Source organism: Salicibibacter cibarius, assembly GCF_016495725.1.
Lineage (GTDB): Bacteria > Bacillota > Bacilli > Bacillales > Marinococcaceae > Salicibibacter > Salicibibacter cibarius.
This window is the reverse complement of sequence record NZ_CP054705.1, coordinates 292,456-309,832: the sequence shown is the minus strand read 5'-3', so window position 1 is coordinate 309,832 and position 17,377 is coordinate 292,456. Positions and strand designations below refer to the sequence as shown.

Sequence of the window (17,377 nt, the reverse complement as noted above, 5' to 3'; positions counted from 1 at the left end):
GACTTTATTGAGTTTCTTCTTTAACAATCATGCCTTGAAGCTCACGAATAATATCTCGAACTTGCCGCAAATCTTCAATTTTTATTTTAGAAAAGTAGTCCTGAACAATCATTTCTTCGATTCTTTTATATTCCTGATGAAGCTTTTTCCCGTTTTCTCCCAGAGAAAGGTTTAATTCCCTACGATTTTCCTTATTGATCGAACGAACGATAATATCTTGCTCTTCCAGTTTATTTAAGGTTTGACTGACGGCGCTTCTAGAAATGTCAAAATAAGAAGCGATATCGGACATCGTTACGTTCTCGGCAGAGAAAATATACAGCAAAATCGATTCTTGCCTTTTCGTCAAACTGATGACATCGAAGGTCGGAAGTTGCTGTTGCCGAATCAGGCTTCGCTCAATGCTTTTCATCATTTCTACGATATCCTGAAAAATGATTTGATGCTCATGCATCCTACTCTCCCTCCAGTATTAATTTTATACACTGTTTAGTTATTTAAATTATAAGTAACAAAACAATTAATAACTGTTTGGACTTTATCAGGTTTATTCACGAATATCAATGTTTAAATCATTAAGTTTGTGAAAGGTTTATGAACTTGATTAATTTAGTGTGTCCGCGCGAACCATACATACAATTCGTATCCTAATTATGTGCACCTCCTGTTCCTGTCTGTGCATCCTTCCAATTTCTATCGATCTACGGATAAGAAAAAATTTTTTACGGCTATGTGACATTATACTCGATTCGTTGACACGTACTTTGGGCTGTATATATAATTTATATATAAACATTTCGTATACGAATGATTAGAATAAGAAGTAATGAAGGGGGGACGTCAAAATGGATCAAGATGAATATGTGAGCATTCGCCGAATGCTGGATTCTTTTCGCGAAATTAGCCAAAGGCTCTATCAAATCATGAAGGAGGAAGCGGATAAGCTCGACATCACCATCATGCAAACGTTAGTCCTCGCAGGATTATCCAGGAACCCGAATAGTACCCTTGGTGACATCGCCGAAGAGATGCATTCCAGCAATAGTACAATGAGTGGGATCGTTGATCGTCTTGTAAAGGCGAACTATGTGATCAGAGAACATGCACAATCGGATCGGCGTTTACTGACGTTGCGTCTGACTGAAGAAGGTGAACGGAAACAAAAAGAAGCTTACAGGCAAATCATGCATCGGTTATCGACTCAATTAAATGATTATACCTCCGAGGATTTGAATCATCTGATAAGCGCTCATGATCACCTCTTGAAACAATTACAATCTTGATGGCAGGAGGATGAGGAGATGGAGATTGCCCTAACGATATTGTTCATCTTTATAGGTTTTTCTGTTTATTTTTTCCATAAACGTGAATGGCCCAAAATGCTCTACTGCATCATCATCACCGCAATGGTATTTACGATGAGTCTCCCCATGACGGGAACGTTTAATGCGATTTAACAAATGAGAAAGGAGAGGGTTTCATTGGTCCAGTTACTGACATCAACGGGCTCTACGTCTTGCCGACTAGCGAGAAGCTGGTTGGAAAAACATCATATCCCTTTTAATGAAAGAAATATTTTTGCGGAGCCCCTTTCCGTTGAAGAAGTGAAGTTCATTATGCACATGACGGAAAACGGGACGGATGAGATTATATCCAAACGTTCCAAAGCCTTTCAGGATTTAAACGTTGATGTTGATGAAATGTCTTTGCATCATTTTTTTCAATTGGTCAGTCAACATCCGGGGCTATTGCGAAAACCGATCATTTTTGATCATAAACGGCTTCAAGTCGGGTATCAGGAAGAGGACATGCGCCGATTCTTACCGAGGCAAATTCGTTCCTATCGTTTACAGGAAGCGCGAATGAAGGAATTACTCGGAAATACAAAGTAATCCCTCAAACGGGGATGGAGCTGCCGCGAGAGGAACAAAAATACATCTTAGGCGAATGATTGATTCACTTCTCCGGGTTTCGGGCTTCATAAACGCTTCATGGCGACTGATGACCTATAGGGAAGGATTTTTGAAACACGCCACTGGCGCATTGAAGGTGCATACGGAGTGTTATGGTATACTCATCACGAGGATGAGTATACAGTAAAATTCCCCAAAATATAGGTGATATAATGATGGAAGCTTATGTGCGGCAATTATTTTCCGGAAAAATAAAGCAATTAGGCGACCCAAATGCCACAAATCCAATGGACAAGCCGTGGGAAAGCGCCATTTTCAAGTCGGAAACGGAAGAGCCTATTTGGGCGAGCGAAACCGGCCTTATCGGGGATGAAGTCGCCGATAAAAAAACTCATGGCGGACCGGAAAAAGCCATTTTTTCATATCCAATCAAGCATTACGACTATTGGAAAAAAGATTTAGAGACGGACGCCATTGATGTCGGCGGCATGGGAGAGAATTTTGCCGTCTTTGATATGGATGAATCATCCGTCTGTATCGGGGATACATATAGATTTGGCGATGCATTGCTTCAAGTGTCCCAGCCAAGGCGCCCTTGTTGGAAGCCGGCAAGAAGATTTCGAACGATGGATCTAGCGTTAAGGATTCAGAACAGCGGCAGAACCGGATGGTATTACCGTGTTTTACAGGAGGGTTATGTACGAGCAGGCGTCCATTTTGAATTGATCGAACGGCCGTATCCGAAATGGACGATACAGGCGTGCAATGATGTGATGTATATTTATAAAGATAATCTGCAACTGGCCGAGAAGCTGGCGTCATGCGAACTTTTGGCTCCAAATTGGAAGCATACATTAAATAAGCGTATCCTAGGGCAATCTTCTTCCTCGGAAAAACGGGTATATGGGCCGAATAAAGCATAGGATCGCTCCTACGCGATGATTTCTCGAGAAGCCTAGTGTTTGGTTTGACAGGAAAAAGAGAAATTCCATCTTAATTTAAGGATGAAATCAGGTTTTTCGTGTCATTAGGATTCGCTTCCCACCGCTAATGGGGCAAAATCAAGTTATAGAAAGAATTTTTCTGGCACACGCCACCAACGCGCTAAAGTTATAAGCAAAACGTATAACCTCAACGTTCGGGATTGTTTATTTAATCGGCATTATCGACGAAATAGACAAGGGATTTTAGCATTTCAAAATAAGATTCAAAGTCATTCCTTGGATCCCTGTAGTCGCTATGAATTTCCAATTGCATCGCTTCCGTCCGGTAATGGTGCCAGCTTTGATAAGTGACTGTTCCTTCAGCGCTTGCAGGGAAGTGCTCGTTATTGTTGATGTTGTGAATATCATTGTTTTCAAGGATGTATTTAAGAAGATCCACCCGTTCATCACTGGCAGTTTCCCCATAGTCCGTTCCTATTTCCAAGTCGAAATCCCTGCTTTCTCCTGCCCCGTGTACATCGATAACGAGATCTATCTCGTACGCCTCAATAATATCACCGATTTTTTCTTTATAAGCACCGCCTAAAACATAATTCGCATCCTCGCCCTCGTGCACATTGTAAATGACGTGAGCCCCCGTGAATGCTTGAATCAACAGTGCGGTAGCTCCCGTGTAAATTTCTGCATCAAGGACTTTCCCTTCGCGTATATGTGTTGTTGTATGAGGGGCGGAAATTAACACATTGCTGTCCCGTGAACCTTCTATAAATTCCGTCTGGCTCTCTGCATGAATATCACCGGCGTAATCATTTTGGGAAAAGCGCGCTTCATAATCGAATACGTTTCCCTCAAGATCCCCGTTTTCGTATGCTTCTTTTACTTCATTCTTCCCGGAAACGGTTAACGTTTCTTCGTCAAACGATTCATTCCCACATCCAACCATAAGACATATGACCACCAATGCAAGTAAATGTTTGATACTAACCCATCCTTAAAAAGGCATCGTCCCTCTATTTTACGATTCTCCCCGATCCCTTCAAGCCGCCCTCCGGCGTTTTTTATCTCCCATGTACTCCTCATCCCATTCTTCATCTGTCGGAGGGTATGTTTTTTTCAATTGAAAAGCGAGCAGTAACGCGATGGCGGTTAAAAGACCCATCAATCCAAAGGAAACGATCGCGCCGAAGATTTCCGGATGAGCAATATTTGGGCTTCCGTCACTCACCTGCGCGGACGTTGTCATTGTCGTCACCAGCACAGCCGTTCCAATGGAGGCAGCCATTTGTCGCACCGTATTGGTTACCGCGGCACCATGCGGGATCAATTTTGGCGGCATAGTATTCAACCCGGCAGTATTCACCGGCATCATCACCATGGAAAAACCGAACATTCGAATTGTAAACATCACTGCTATAAACGTGAGTGAGGTGGTTGTATCTACGAAAAGAAAGGCAAACGTCGAAAGTGTCATTAATATAAGTCCGGGAATCGCGAGTGATTTTGCGCCGATTCGATCGAAGATGCGGCCTGTGATCGGCGCCATCAATCCAGAAAGCAAGGCACCCGGCAATAGTACGAGCCCCGCTTCCATAGCCGTAAATCCGCGCATGTTTTGCAAGTATAAAGGAATAATGGTCTCCAAGCCAATCAGTCCCAAAAAACCAATCGCGCAAATGATTGTCGAAAGGGTAAATATACGTTGCTTAAAAACGCGCATTTCCAGCATCGGATGCACCATACGAAGCTGTCGAAGTATAAAAATCACGATGGTCACTGTTCCAACAGCCAAAACGGCAAGCGTAATCGGGCTTCCCCATCCGTAATTGCCGGCACTCGTAAAACCGTACAGCAATCCGCCGAAACCGAAAGTCGACAAAATGATGGATAGTGGGTCAACGCTCGGATTTTTACGATCAGTCACATTCCTCATAACAAAATAAGCCACGATCATCATAATAATAGCTAATGGAAAGATGCCCCAAAATAAAAAACGCCACTCAAAATTGGATGTCACCCATCCGGAGATAGTTGGCCCAATTGCCGGAGCAAACGAAATAACGAGGCCGATATAACCCATAGCCGTTCCGCGGCGCTCCACCGGAAATATGAGGAGAAAAATCGTTTGCATGAGCGGAAGCATAACGCCTGCCCCAGCGGATTGAATAATACGTGCCGTCAGCAAAGAAGGGAAATTGGTCGCGAGTCCGCCGAGCAATGTCCCGAGCGTGAAAACAGCCATTGCCGTCAAAAAAAGTTGCCGTGTCGTAAATTTTTCAATCAAAAACGCGGAAACCGGGATCATAATCCCATTGACGAGCATAAACACGGTGGTTAACCATTGGGCCGTATTCGCGGTAATATTCATTTCTTCCATGATCGGGGGGATAGCCGTAATCATTAACGTCTGGTTCAATACCGCGATAAAAGAGCCGGCAATTAATAACCCAGCGATCAATACTCGATTGTAATTTTGATTTTGATTCATATCGGCCACCACAATTTTTCAGAGACTAATAGGCAATTATACGCCTTTGTTGGGGATTCAGCAATGAAGATGAATCAGCTTCCTAAAGCCCCCGTGTTCAAATTTTTGTTCGCGCGTTCCATAGTTCAGGAAAAAACTGATGGTTGAGCACGTGTTTAAGATAGCCAACCCCGGAAGATCCGCCTGTGCCGGTTTTATTTCCAATAATGCGTTCCACGGTTTTCATGTGCCGAAAGCGCCATTGCTGCAATTGGTCTTCCACGTCCACCAACTTTTCTGCCAATTCATACAACTGCCAATGGTTCTCTACATCACGATAAACATCCAGCCAAGCCTTTTCCACGGATGGGGCAGCCTCATACGTTTCAGACACATCCCGATTTAATATGGCCGGATTGATGTCAAACCCTGCTTTTGCCAATGCTTGAATCGACACATCATATAATCCCGGTTTGTGCAGTTCTTCGCTTAATCGCTTATGCAACTCGGGATCTTTTTCATAAATCTCCAGCACATGGCGAGTCTTATATCCGAGGGCAAACTCGATCATTCGGTACTGGTACGACTGGAAACCGGAAGCCTTTCCGAGATGCTCACGGAATTCCATATATTCCGAAGGGGTTAATGTGGAAAGGACATCCCAAGCCCTTACCATTTGCGATTCGATGGATGATACACGAGCCAACATTTTAAAGCTTGCCGATAGCTCTTCTTTTTTAATGGCCTCTACGGAAGCATGAAGCTCATGCAAGATCAATTTCATCCAAAGTTCTTGGACTTGGTGAATCAAAATAAACAACATTTCATCATGATGTCCCGACAATCGATGTTGACTCGATAAGAGCCGTTCAAGATCTAAATAATCGCCGTAAGTCATTTGCTCCCGAAAATCGAGATGAATATCATCCTCATTATGATTCTTTTCCGGCATCATGCTCTTCCTTTCCATATAATGGCCTCACTGCCGCCCGTACCGGGCTCCCATCTGCATCTGCCAAAGGCAATGGCATAGCGACGAATTCATAGTCTCCGGGGGCTAACCCATCGAGCATCACATTTTCCAAAATGTGAATCCCATGCTCAAAAAGGGCGTGATGAGCCGGTAATGTTTTACTGTCCAACGGGTCGACTGAAGGGACGTCTACACCGATTAAACGAACGCCTTTTTCTTTTAAAAATGGCGCAATGGTTGCATCGATCGATGGAATACACGCCGGAAACCGTTCCCGCTCATTCGAAAGCGATGTTCGCAATAGCACGCGCGGAGGGAGCGTTTCTGTATCCGCCGCTGCAAATGCTTGTGTATCGATATGTTGTTTGCAATGCGTGACATCTATTAAACGAGCCTTGCCTATAAACACATTAATATCCAAATCAAGAATGCCGCGACCGCCGTTATCAAAATGAACCGGAGCATCGACATGCGTGCCGGTATGCAAGCTCATCGTTATTTTTCCGATATTCACCGATCCACTTCTCTTTTTCGTTACCGCTCGTTCATAGGAAAACGGCGTGTCGTTCGGCCAAGTGGCGATTGTGTGATCCAACGGTTGGGAGATATCGATCCACGTTGCTTCCTCACCCACTTTATGCCACCACCCCTCGCTGATTTTTATACTTCTTGTACGTTTCCTTTTCCATGATCATTTGTAAGCGATCGATCACGCGCCAAACCTCCGTGAAGGTATTATAAAACGGAACGGGGGCTAAGCGGATGCCTTTCGGGGCGCGGAAATCGGGAATGATCCCTTTCGCCTTTAATGCTTTGCAAATCCGTGCTGCCTCGCGGTGCTCAAGATAAACGTGTCCGCCGCGCTGTTCATCTTCCCGAGGATTGGCAATCGAAAACCCCATTCCTTCCAGTTTGCTTTCCGCCAATTCCATCATGTAGCGGGTGAGCGCAAGGGATTTTTTTCGCAGTTGTTCCAGTCCCGCTTCCTCAAACAATTCCAATGAACCGATTAATGGGGCAGCACTCAATATATGCGGCGTTCCCAATTGGTATGCTCCCGCATCGTCCGCCGGCGTCATGTCATGCTCCATATCAAACTGTTTGTCTTTTCGCGAACCAAACCAACCGGTCAAACCGGGCGTTTGAGCCATGTGCTTATGATGGACATACAATCCTCCTACGGCACCCGGGCCGGCGTTCAAATATTTATAATTGCACCAAACGGCAAAGTCGACGCCCCAATCATGTAAATGATGGGGAAAAACACCGATCGAGTGGCACAAGTCAAATCCAATCGCGATGTTTCGATCGTGCGCTGCTTTGGTCAGGCGTTTCATCGGAAGAATCTGTCCACTTCGGTATAAAACCGACGGCAAAACAATCAACGCAACGTCCTCGGTCATCTTTTCAATCATATCTTCCTCGTCAAACGTTTTTCCGTCCCGGCTATTCACGAAGACAAGGTGTTCCTCCGGGTCATACCCTTTGAGCTTTAATTGGCTTTGCAACGCATAAATATCAGTAGGAAACGCTAATTCGTCAGCTAGAATTTTCGTTTTCGACCCTTTCGGTTGATAAAACGTGGAAACGAGTTGGTGAAGATTTACCGTCGTCGACCCGGTGGCAACCACTTCACTTGCCCGGGCTCCGATGAGCGAAGCTGTTTTCGTTCCCAACCTTTCCGATAAATAAAACCAGGGCTCTTCCCCTTCGGTCCATCCGTCAATGCCGTATTGTTTCCAACTTTTCAATGCATCCAACGCTGTTTTTTCCGCTCGCTTGGATAATATCCCCAATGAATTTCCGTCAAAATAAATCTTTTCATCATCGATGTAAAATTCATCGCGAAATCCGCTCAACGTATCGCATCGATCGTATTCCTGCGCTTTTGCATAGGATTTGTCCATCAAGGCATCTCCTCCTCGTACCAATCATAACATGAAGGGTGCCTTTATATGTTTACAACAATCAATCCCGGACACAATAGGGACACGTGTGAAAGAAAGGAGTGACACGATTGATCGTATTTACAGAAGCTAAAAAACTGTTGGAAAAAGACCTTATCGAACAGGAAAGAGTCGATCAAGAGCAAGAACAGCTACAACAAGATCAAAAGAATGCTCAACAAACGAGCCAGTCAACCTCGGAGCCAAAAGGCGAAGGTTAAAAGATGTAAAAGGGGAAGCTTCGAGGATTCGGAGCTTCTTTTCGGCAGGTAAGAAAGTGCTATTACCTGCATAAGTTGGCGACAGGCTTTCGCCATAAAAGCTTGACGAAAAGCCAAGTTTTCCAAAAAAGGAATCGTTCGAATTAAACTTGGACAATGCGCATAACAATGGGTATACTTATGTCTATAGGGGGGCTTGCCATGGGAGTGTTTTCTTTTTTTAAAACAAAATCGGCCGATAACAAGCTTTCTTCTCCCGAAGATCCGGAAAAAACATCAACATGGGCCGAGGCAATACATATCGAAGACCCTTTTGAAAAAGAAAAAATGTTATCCCACGCCGAAACAAATGCAGAAAACGTTATCGAGATGCATTTTATTTACAATCAATTCATCCATTTGTATTACAGACAAAGGAATAAATGGGCGCACGCTCCACGACTTTGCAAAGAATATTGTGGCAGGGATATTGAAATTTTCCCTGAATTTATCGAAAAGTATATCGAAGAAAACCTTAATGGTGATCGTGATCCTGAAAAACTCCCGCTCATGCCATCCTTTAAACGGTTAATCATTATCCATGAAACAAACGGCGATATTCAAAAAGCGATCAATACATGCAAATTAGCCATCAGTCATCAATTACGGGACGGCTCGGAAGAAGGATTCGAAGGCAAATTACAAAGGTTAGAGGACCAACTGCAATCGGCCGAACCGGAAAGCGTCAATTAAGACCACCGACCCGGGGGAGCAACCGCGTGCAAGAGGCGGTCGGTCCCCCGGATCGCGTCGATAAACTCCCCGTTGGTGATAAATGTCCTCCATACAGACATATGCAACTCCGTTGTTCAAATGGAGATTAGAACTGCGGAATGAGCTAATGACACAGGAACGAGCATCCTCTTTTTACATTCATTCATCCACTTACCGCGCCAAAACTTATGATTTTTTCCACTTATAGAGCATCGCATTGAGTTGGCCGCCGACAATGAGAATGATGCCCGTTAAATAAAACCAGATCATAAGCACGATGATGCCTCCGATCGCACCATACGTCGCTTCATAATTCCCGAAGTTGGATACGTAATAAGAAAAACCAACGGAAATTAATTGCCATACGACGGTTGCAAACAATGCGCCCCAAAAAACTTCTCGCAGCTTAAAAGCAGCATTGGGCGCGGCAAGATACAACACCATAAGGACGAATACCATAATGCCGACAGCGAAGACCCATCTTAAAACTTGGAAAAGAAGTTCCAGGTGATCGGCAATCGGAATAAATGACTGAATAACATTCATAAGCGCTTGTCCGAACACAGGTAAAAACAAAGTAATAGCGACAACAAAAACCATGGAAAAAGTTAAGGTCATCGACAAAAGCCTCACGGTAAGAAAAGACCTCGTTTCTTCGACTTCATAGGCACGATTCGTCGCGCGAATAAAGGCATTAATGCCCCCGGATGCCGTCCAAAGCGTGCCGATAAGGCCGACGGAAAGTAACCCGCCTCTCGTTTCGCTTAGAAGGGAGACAATATTATCTGCAATGATTTCTCCGGTCTCTCCGGGAGCATACGTCTGAATAAACTCAACGACCTGAGACACTGGCAATGAAAAATAAGGCAGCAATGTAAGGATAAATAATAACAACGGAAACAATGACAATAAAAAATAATACGCCAATTGCGCGGCAAGCCCCGTCGTCTCATCGTCCATAAATTTTTTCACGAGCATCGTTATGAATGCTTTCGGTTTTTGGATAGAAAATGTGCGAACGTTAATGTTACCTCCCCCTCCGGTAAATCCAGTGTAATATAAGGTTACATTACCCCTTGAACACCTTTATAAAACAACATGTTTAAACCCGCATTGGAATGCGGGCCGTATCGATTGCCAAGTATCCCGAGCGTCTGCGGTTCAAACATGAGCACCGACGCTTAGTGGATGACTGCTACTTGCTGCATGCGATCTCCCCTTTGGTTGAAAATCCTTTTAGCGTTCAGCAGCATAATTAAAACGAATCATGTATAATACTGTATAGGGAGAAGGGGAAGCATTCCCTTCTGGTGAATATGGCGATTGATTCAATCTTTGAACCAATCGACGTATTGTAAGGCAAGCCGCCTCAAGGCTTGTCTTACTTTTTTTCTGTCCCCACATGACACCCCGGAAAGTGAAAAATCCACAAATAGAGGTGCCATGAGCCGCTTATGACACCTCGTAAAGGGAGGATTCATCAATCGGAGGTGCCATGAACTGCCTATGACACCTCGCAAAGGAAGAATCCATCAAACTGAGGTGCCATGGACCGCGGATGTGGTCTCTGCAAAATGCCCAGCTAACCTACGCGTTTAACCTCACACCCCCAAATAAGGCCCTACAATCTCTTGATGGCTTTTCACATCAATTCCCGCGCCGGTCACGACGATTGCCGTTGGTCCTTTCGGGCGGATAGCGCCATTCAATAATGCACCGACGCCAACGGCCGCTGCCCCTTCCACAACGAGATGGTGGTGCTCGAACAGAAAACCCATCCCCTTCGCAATGTCGGTTTCCGCCAACCGCGTGCGCGTGTCTACGTATTTTTGGATTGCGGAGAACGTGTATTGATTATCAAGCCCGATGCCGCCGAGCAAACTATCGGCATAAGTGGGGTGTTCGGGGATCTCGACCGGCTTCCCAACTTTGATGCTCTCATCCATGGCCGCGCCCTTTTCAACGCTGATGCCCGTGACATTGATGGCCGGGTCGGTGTGTTTTACGGCCTCCCCGATCCCTGCCAATAATCCACCGCCCGATAGACCTGCCACGACGGCTTCCATTTCGGGAATATCTTCCAATAGTTCAAGCCCGATCGTCCCTTGCCCGGCAATGATCTCCGGATGATCGAAAGGCGGCACAATCGTCAACCCTTTCGTACGGCTTTGTTTTTGGCAAGCCGCTCCCGCTTCATCCTGGCTTTTTCCGATGACGACGAGTTCTGCGCCACTGCCTCGCAATGCTTCTTTTTTTGTTTCCGTTACCGATTCCGATACAAAAATCATCGCGCGTATGTTCATCTGCTTCGCCGCATAGGCAACCGCCAACCCGTGGTTACCGGTAGAAAACGCGCTTACGCCTCGTTCTTTTTCCTCTTTATTTAAAACAGATAAAAAATTAAACGCCCCCCTGAGCTTAAACGAACGGCTCGGTTGCATCGTTTCCAGCTTCAAATAAACCGGCACACCGCTTTTTTCCGAGAGTGCATGGCTCTTGATAAGCGGGGTTTTATCTAAATGTTCGTGCAGTCGCTTTCGTGCCTTCCAAACAGAACGCATCATGGATCCTCCTTTTTATCATATATATCTGACTCTACCCGTAAAATGCGGATTAATGAACCCCGAAAAAGGAAATAGAATTAAAAAAGGAGTGTGATCGATGATGGATATCCATGAAGAAGAAACAATCCGTCAAAATGTCTCTCTTTCAAAAGACGCTTTATTGCAAATTGAAAACGCCTTTCGGCGTCTCTACGAAGGAGGAGTTTCACAACCGCCGGTCATCCACGTCAACATCCCAGAGCACAACGGAGAAGCCGATATCAAAACGGCTTACATCCCCGGTTTCGATACCTTTGCCATAAAAGTATCCGCCGGTTTTTTTGACAATCCAAAAAAAGGATTACCCAGCCTCGGCGGCCTTATGCTCGCCATGGATTCGGAAACGGGCACCCCTCGGGCGCTGCTCCAAGATAACGGTTACCTGACTGATGTACGCACAGCGCTCGCCGGCGCGGTTGCCTCAGATCAACTTGCCGTAAAAGAGATATCGAGCGTTGGTGTGATCGGGACGGGCGTGCAAGCGCGTTTGCAAGTCGAGGCGCTCAAACTCGTGCGTTCTTTTCACGAAGTGCACGTCTATGGACGCACAGCTGAAAACGTAAAAAAATACCAAAAAGAAATGGAAGAAAAACACGGCCTTACCGTGCGCTTGGCGGAAAGCCCCGAAGAAGTCGTGCGCGGCAATGACCTCGTGGTGACGACGACGCCTGCCAAAGAACCATTGATTAAACCGGAATGGCTTCACGATGGCTTGCATATCACCGCCATGGGATCCGACGCTGAACAAAAGCAAGAATTGGACCCGGCTATTTTTTCAAAAGCGGATGTCATTGTCGGTGACGTGACGTCACAAGTGTTTTCCATCGGAGAGCTCCAGCACGCGAAAAACATCATAAAAGAAGACGACGTGACGGAACTCGGAAAAATCTTAAGCGGTGACGCGACCGGTCGCACGAAAGATCAACAAGTGACCGTAGCGGATTTGACCGGCACGGGCGTGCAAGACACAGCCATTGCCAATTATGCTTTGGAACGAATCCAGGCCTAATCAATCACCTTCTGTTTAAGAACGATAATGAAAAATAAAATGTAACTGGCGATCAAAACGGTTCCGCCACCAATATAAATAATCAGTGTCACGGCATACGGCAAGGCTTCCAGCGCTCCCGCGAGATGAATCCACATGCCGATCACCAAAAAGACCGTCCCAATGATCCCTGTCCACGTCTGGGCACTCGCCAATCTTCTTGATACAGAAAAAAGTTGGTAATAGATGCTCCAACTGAAAAGGGATAGCCAGCCGACGACGAGGGCGTGGGCGTGCACGGGTCGTAATGTCGGCGACCCGGCGCCTGCCATATGTCCGCCTAACCCCACTCCGATCAATCCGAAGATGGCAGCGAATACGAGCAAACGTTTCGTATATCGATTCATGCTAATCTCTCCTCTCTCTGCCAAAATCCTATCATAGCGCAGGCAATTGGTCACGACCGACGGACGCTTGACTTCGACAGTCTCATGAACACATAAACATTGTTTTATGATAAGATAAAAGGAAACTTCCATCAGCAGGGTGTTTTTCATCCCCACTGATCGGGACAATGGATACATCTTACATACACAGGAGGACAAAATGGAAACGGAAGTCATTACGCTCGGAGAAACAATGGTTGTATTGGAAGCGACCGATATAGGGCCGATGAAATATACGAGTTATTTTCAAAAACGCTTCGGCGGAGCGGAGTCCAATTTCGCGATCGGGATGACGAAATTGGGGCATGCTGTGGCTTGGATCAGTAAAATCGGCGAAGACGAACTTGGCGAGTACTTACTGCACGCCATCCGCGGCGAAGGAGTAGACACTTCCTTTGTGACGACCGATGCGGAAGCGCCGACAGGATTGTATTTTAAAGAAAAAAGACGGCCGAATCAAAACCACGTTCATTATTATCGCGCAGGGTCAGCGGCGAGCAAATTATCGCCGGACGACCTTCACGAAGCTGTGTTTTCGGAAGGTAAGATCCTACATATCACCGGTATTACGCCGTTCCTGAGTGAGACATGCGACGAAACGGTGGACCGGGCCATTGATCGTGCCCGAGAAAACGGTTTGATGGTTTCTTTTGACCCGAATTTGCGTTTTAAAATCATGCAATGGTATGGCGAGGAGCAAGCAAAAGAACGAATCCGGTCGCTTGCCGCCAAATCTGACCTCTTTTTACCCGGCATTGATGAAGCGGAATGGGTGTACGGCACCCGCGATGAGCAAACAATCGCGGCACGGGCGTGGAAAGACGGAGCTAAAGACATCATTATCAAAAATGGCGCCAGCCACTCGTACTATGCGGACCGATATCGAAAAGAAGGGAGCGTTCCCAGCTACAAGGTGGAGGAAGTGGTTGATCCGATCGGTGCCGGCGACGGTTTTGCCGCAGGGGTGATCGCCGGTTTGCTGGAAGGTGAATCCCTTGAAGAAGCGGTTCGATTGGGATCAGCCGTCGGCGCGCTCGTCGTCAGTTCCCCCGGGGACATTGAAGGATTGCCGACGCGCGCGGAAGTAGAAGCATTTACAGGAAAAACAACGACCGATGTAAGTCGCTAAAAAAGGAGCATTCTTTCTATGAAAACAAAGTTGCCGCAATTACTCGAATCAGGCGTTGTTGCCGTTATGCGCCGGTTGCCGAGTGAACATATTCATGACATTGCCGATGCACTCGTTGCCGGGGGTGTGACCGGACTGGAAATTACTGTTGACTCGGATGATGCATTTGATTCTATTCGCAAACTGCGCGAACGTTTGGGGGACAAAGCGGTTGTCGGGGCGGGAACGGTACTGGATCAAGAAACCGCTGTCCAGGCGATTCAAGCGGGCGCCGAGTTTATTTTTGCCCCGACGCTTGACCGCGCAACCATTGAAGCAAGCAATCGGTACAATACGATCGTCATCCCGGGAATATTCACGCCAACGGAAGCATTGCAAGCGAAAAACTGGGGGGCCGATCTCGTAAAGGTATTCCCGGCTGATTCAGTCGGCCCTGCTTTTATAAAAGCATTACAAGGCCCGCTCGGCCATATTCCCATGATGCCAACGGGAGGCATTGACCTTGATAATATTGCCGATTATATACGCGCCGGTGCTGTTGCCGTTGGCGCCGGAGGCTCGTTGCTGGATAAAAGCTTGATTTCGGCCCAGGATTGGGAAGGCTTAACCGCACACGCGAGGAAATTTGTTGCAGAGGCGCGACCGAGGTAGGTGCCAGGTTTTACTAAGCTACTCAAGGTAAGAGTATGGAACCACAGAAACTGGATTATTTTTCCTCTTAAAGTGTCATCCGCGGTCCATGACGCCTCTGTTTGATGGATTTTCCTTTTACGAGGTGTCATAGGCAGTTCATGGCACCTCCGGTTGATAGATTCTTCCATTGCGAGGCATCATAAGCGGCTCATGGCACCTCTATTTGTGGATTTTTCACTTACCGGGGTGTCATATGGACCGCTTGCAAACATTTATAGTATCATTGATCAATGTAATATGAATACTTACCATGCCCTATGCGCTTGTAGTGACTAGCAAGTACCCTAGCTACTTTTTTCTTATCCCCATTTAGCGCACACCAATCCATAATGGCATGCGTGGTTATTTTCTTATCCGGAAAAAGAATTGTAAATTCTTCAACACTTCGAAGCAATCCAGTTTTGAATTTTTCTTCGCGGCCACAATGTTCACACTTAAAGTCGAATGTTTCAGCTGAAAAAAACATAATCGTAGAGCACTTTGTGCACACCACCCCCTTTTCCAATTGCACAAAGTCATAATCCGGAAGCTCGATATGCGGGGGCTTTTCTTCATGTACGGAAACTAACTTTTCAGCGAGATGTTCATGCTTGCGATTGATCTTTGATGGTTCGCTGTTTAATTTTTTCATATAGCGTTGAAGTTGGTTTGGAAAAACAGCCGGTAACTTGCGAGAGGCGTTGTACAACATAAATGCCGGGTTGTTGAAAATAAGGAGGGATTCAATCGGGAGGAAGTTCATCTTAAGGTGTTGAAGCAGTTGACGTAGGAGATAATCACTCCGTTTTAACTGCAGCAATGGATCGTTGACTTCTTTGCCGGGCATCACATGCCACTTATCGTGTTCAGTATAATAGTCACCTTCATAATATTTCCCATTAAAAAGATTGATCTTGTTAGAAAAAATAAGCAGTGTGTCGATTTGAAAAAGCTGTTGTTTATGCTTGAGCAACAAATCATTGATGATCAGGCAATCATTCGTAAGGTCTTCCATCCAAACATCCAGTTGACGTTCGCCCTCAAATCCTTTTTCCAGATTTAAATAATGCTGTGTATCCGGAAGGGTCATTCGCGGCTTCAGTAATCGCAAAATTTTTAATTCAAATGGGGCTTCGCGTGATTTTATTATCACGGCACACATCCTTTCATTGATTTTTTTATAGTATAGCAGGAAAACAAAACCCACGCACGTATACGCGGGTCTATTTCCATCCCCGTTCATATTGCGGTGGGATATCCAACTTGTCGCTTTGATGGACAACTTGCGCCGCCCTGTATGGAAAATAGGGATCCCTTAACATTTCCCGTGCCATCAGTACGAGATCAGCCCGGCCGTTACGAATATGATCATCCGCTTGCATCCCCTCGTTAATCAAGCCGACGGCAGCTGTTCGGATATCGGCGGCTTGACGAATTCTTTCGGCAAAAGCAACTTGATACCCCGGACCGACATCAATGCCCGGATTGGGCGTGTTCCCGCCGGAACTGCAGTCGATAAGATCTACGCCCTCTGCTTTTAAGCGTTTCGAGAGTTCAATGGAGTCGTCGAGCGTCCAACCGTCTACGACCCAATCAGAGCTGGAAATTCTCACAGTGAACGGCAAATCGTCCGGCCACTCTTGGCGCATGGCTCGAACCGTTTCCAACGTAAAACGGATGCGATTTTCAAAACTGCCGCCATATTCATCAGTGCGTTCGTTCGCGAGCGGAGAGTAAAAACTGTGCGCCAAATAGCCATGGGCGGCGTGAAATTCCATCCATTGAAAACCAGCTTCCCTAGCTCGAACCGTTGCTTGGCGAAACGCATCCTGAACCTCGTGAATTGCTTCTACAGACAGCGCTCGCGGTGCCCGGTTTTTTTCGGAAAACGGAACGGCACTCGGGCCGACAACCTCCCATCCCCCTTCGGCATCAGGGAGATTTACGCCGTAATCTTTTTGCATCCAAGGCGCATAGGTCGATGCTTTTCTTCCCGCGTGCGCTAGCTGAATGCCCGGAACCGCTCCCTGTTCTTTGATAAATCGGGTCACCCTTTGAAAAGCTTCGATATGTTGATCGGTATAAATGCCCAAATCCTCGGCAGAGATTCGGCCTCGCGGCTCTACTGCCGTAGCCTCGGCAATCACGAGCCCGGCCCCGCCAACCGCGCGAGAACCAAGATGTACGAGATGCCAATCATTTGGAAACCCATCCTCGGCACTATATTGACACATCGGTGAAACGCCAATTCTATTTCGCAACGTGACATTTTTAATGGGCAATGGTGAAAAAAGATGTGGCATGAAAAGCTCGTTTCTTTTCGTT

At 46.2% G+C, this 17,377-nt stretch carries 20 protein-coding genes; 9 read left to right on the top strand and 11 right to left on the bottom strand.

All coding sequences use genetic code 11. From position 1 onward, the window contains the following. Positions 1-4: 4 nt before the first annotated feature. On the bottom strand, positions 5-454 hold the full coding sequence (locus HUG15_RS01650; RefSeq protein ID WP_200126627.1) for a MarR family winged helix-turn-helix transcriptional regulator: 450 nt from the start codon (positions 452-454) through the stop codon (positions 5-7). A gap of 391 nt (positions 455-845) precedes the next feature. Between HUG15_RS01650 and HUG15_RS01645 the strand changes: the two genes are divergently transcribed. The 4 genes from HUG15_RS01645 (at position 846) to HUG15_RS01630 (ending at position 2,836) form a co-directional block, all read left to right on the top strand. After that, entirely contained in the window at positions 846-1,283 is a 438-nt protein-coding gene (locus HUG15_RS01645; RefSeq protein ID WP_200126625.1) for a MarR family winged helix-turn-helix transcriptional regulator, read from the top strand. Between the two features lie 18 nt (positions 1,284-1,301). Further along, the gene (locus HUG15_RS01640) at positions 1,302-1,457 is read left to right on the top strand and encodes a hypothetical protein (protein WP_200126623.1); all 156 of its coding nucleotides are present in this window, start codon (positions 1,302-1,304) and stop codon (positions 1,455-1,457) included. A 24-nt stretch (positions 1,458-1,481) separates the two neighbouring features. Then, complete coding sequence (spx, locus tag HUG15_RS01635; protein ID WP_200126621.1) at positions 1,482-1,892, top strand: transcriptional regulator Spx; 411 nt, start codon at positions 1,482-1,484, stop codon at positions 1,890-1,892. A gap of 236 nt (positions 1,893-2,128) precedes the next feature. Further along, entirely contained in the window at positions 2,129-2,836 is a 708-nt protein-coding gene (locus HUG15_RS01630) for an MOSC domain-containing protein (RefSeq protein WP_343073143.1), read from the top strand. 229 nt (positions 2,837-3,065) lie between these two features. Here HUG15_RS01630 and HUG15_RS01625 read toward each other — a convergent pair whose 3' ends face one another. The 5 genes from HUG15_RS01625 to kynU form a co-directional block, all read right to left on the bottom strand. Further along, the gene (locus HUG15_RS01625; protein WP_200126617.1) at positions 3,066-3,800 is read right to left on the bottom strand and encodes a hypothetical protein; all 735 of its coding nucleotides are present in this window, start codon (positions 3,798-3,800) and stop codon (positions 3,066-3,068) included. 93 nt (positions 3,801-3,893) lie between these two features. Then, entirely contained in the window at positions 3,894-5,342 is a 1,449-nt protein-coding gene (locus tag HUG15_RS01620) for an MDR family MFS transporter (protein ID WP_200126615.1), read from the bottom strand. Positions 5,343-5,439: 97 nt separating this feature from the next. Then, positions 5,440-6,291 (bottom strand): tryptophan 2,3-dioxygenase, encoded by an 852-nt coding sequence (gene kynA, locus HUG15_RS01615; RefSeq protein ID WP_200126613.1) that lies wholly within the window; start codon positions 6,289-6,291, stop codon positions 5,440-5,442. Further along, complete coding sequence (kynB, locus tag HUG15_RS01610; RefSeq protein WP_200126611.1) at positions 6,254-6,928, bottom strand: arylformamidase; 675 nt, start codon at positions 6,926-6,928, stop codon at positions 6,254-6,256. The genes kynA and kynB overlap by 38 nt, the downstream gene beginning before the upstream one ends. 1 nt (position 6,929) lies before the next feature. Then, a complete protein-coding gene (kynU, locus tag HUG15_RS01605; RefSeq protein WP_200126610.1) occupies positions 6,930-8,201 on the bottom strand; it encodes a kynureninase in 1,272 nt (423 codons plus the stop codon). A 110-nt stretch (positions 8,202-8,311) separates the two neighbouring features. On the opposite strand from kynU, the gene HUG15_RS01600 reads away from it, so the two are divergent. Both HUG15_RS01600 and HUG15_RS01595 read left to right on the top strand, forming a co-directional pair. Next, a complete protein-coding gene (locus tag HUG15_RS01600) occupies positions 8,312-8,461 on the top strand; it encodes a hypothetical protein (protein ID WP_200126608.1) in 150 nt (49 codons plus the stop codon). A gap of 201 nt (positions 8,462-8,662) precedes the next feature. Next, positions 8,663-9,193 (top strand): hypothetical protein, encoded by a 531-nt coding sequence (locus HUG15_RS01595; RefSeq protein WP_211202320.1) that lies wholly within the window; start codon positions 8,663-8,665, stop codon positions 9,191-9,193. A gap of 207 nt (positions 9,194-9,400) precedes the next feature. Here the strand turns inward: HUG15_RS01595 and HUG15_RS01590 are convergent, their stop codons facing one another. Further along, positions 9,401-10,192: a YihY/virulence factor BrkB family protein gene (locus HUG15_RS01590; protein WP_200126604.1), complete on the bottom strand. Its 792-nt coding sequence runs from the start codon at positions 10,190-10,192 to the stop codon at positions 9,401-9,403. 623 nt (positions 10,193-10,815) lie between these two features. Beyond that, complete coding sequence (gene eutB, locus HUG15_RS01585; protein ID WP_246516457.1) at positions 10,816-11,775, bottom strand: hydroxyectoine utilization dehydratase EutB; 960 nt, start codon at positions 11,773-11,775, stop codon at positions 10,816-10,818. A gap of 100 nt (positions 11,776-11,875) precedes the next feature. Here eutB and HUG15_RS01580 point away from each other — a divergent pair, with 100 nt between their 5' ends. Beyond that, complete coding sequence (locus HUG15_RS01580) at positions 11,876-12,826, top strand: cyclodeaminase (RefSeq protein WP_246516456.1); 951 nt, start codon at positions 11,876-11,878, stop codon at positions 12,824-12,826. On the opposite strand, the gene HUG15_RS01575 is transcribed toward HUG15_RS01580, so the two are convergent. Continuing rightward, positions 12,823-13,212 carry a hypothetical protein gene (locus tag HUG15_RS01575; protein ID WP_200126600.1) on the bottom strand — a complete coding sequence of 130 codons (390 nt, stop codon included), beginning with the start codon at positions 13,210-13,212 and terminating at the stop codon, positions 12,823-12,825. The two genes, HUG15_RS01580 and HUG15_RS01575, sit on opposite strands and share 4 nt — an antisense overlap. Positions 13,213-13,411: 199 nt before the next feature. On the opposite strand from HUG15_RS01575, the gene HUG15_RS01570 reads away from it, so the two are divergent. Then, a complete protein-coding gene (locus tag HUG15_RS01570; protein ID WP_200126597.1) occupies positions 13,412-14,380 on the top strand; it encodes a sugar kinase in 969 nt (322 codons plus the stop codon). 18 nt (positions 14,381-14,398) lie between these two features. Next, positions 14,399-15,031 (top strand): bifunctional 4-hydroxy-2-oxoglutarate aldolase/2-dehydro-3-deoxy-phosphogluconate aldolase, encoded by a 633-nt coding sequence (locus HUG15_RS01565; protein WP_200126595.1) that lies wholly within the window; start codon positions 14,399-14,401, stop codon positions 15,029-15,031. Between the two features lie 262 nt (positions 15,032-15,293). Here HUG15_RS01565 and HUG15_RS01560 read toward each other — a convergent pair whose 3' ends face one another. Both HUG15_RS01560 and HUG15_RS01555 read right to left on the bottom strand, forming a co-directional pair. Further along, entirely contained in the window at positions 15,294-16,205 is a 912-nt protein-coding gene (locus tag HUG15_RS01560; RefSeq protein ID WP_200126593.1) for a nuclease-related domain-containing protein, read from the bottom strand. 70 nt (positions 16,206-16,275) lie between these two features. Then, entirely contained in the window at positions 16,276-17,355 is a 1,080-nt protein-coding gene (locus HUG15_RS01555; protein WP_200126591.1) for an NADH:flavin oxidoreductase/NADH oxidase, read from the bottom strand. Positions 17,356-17,377 lie beyond the last annotated feature (22 nt).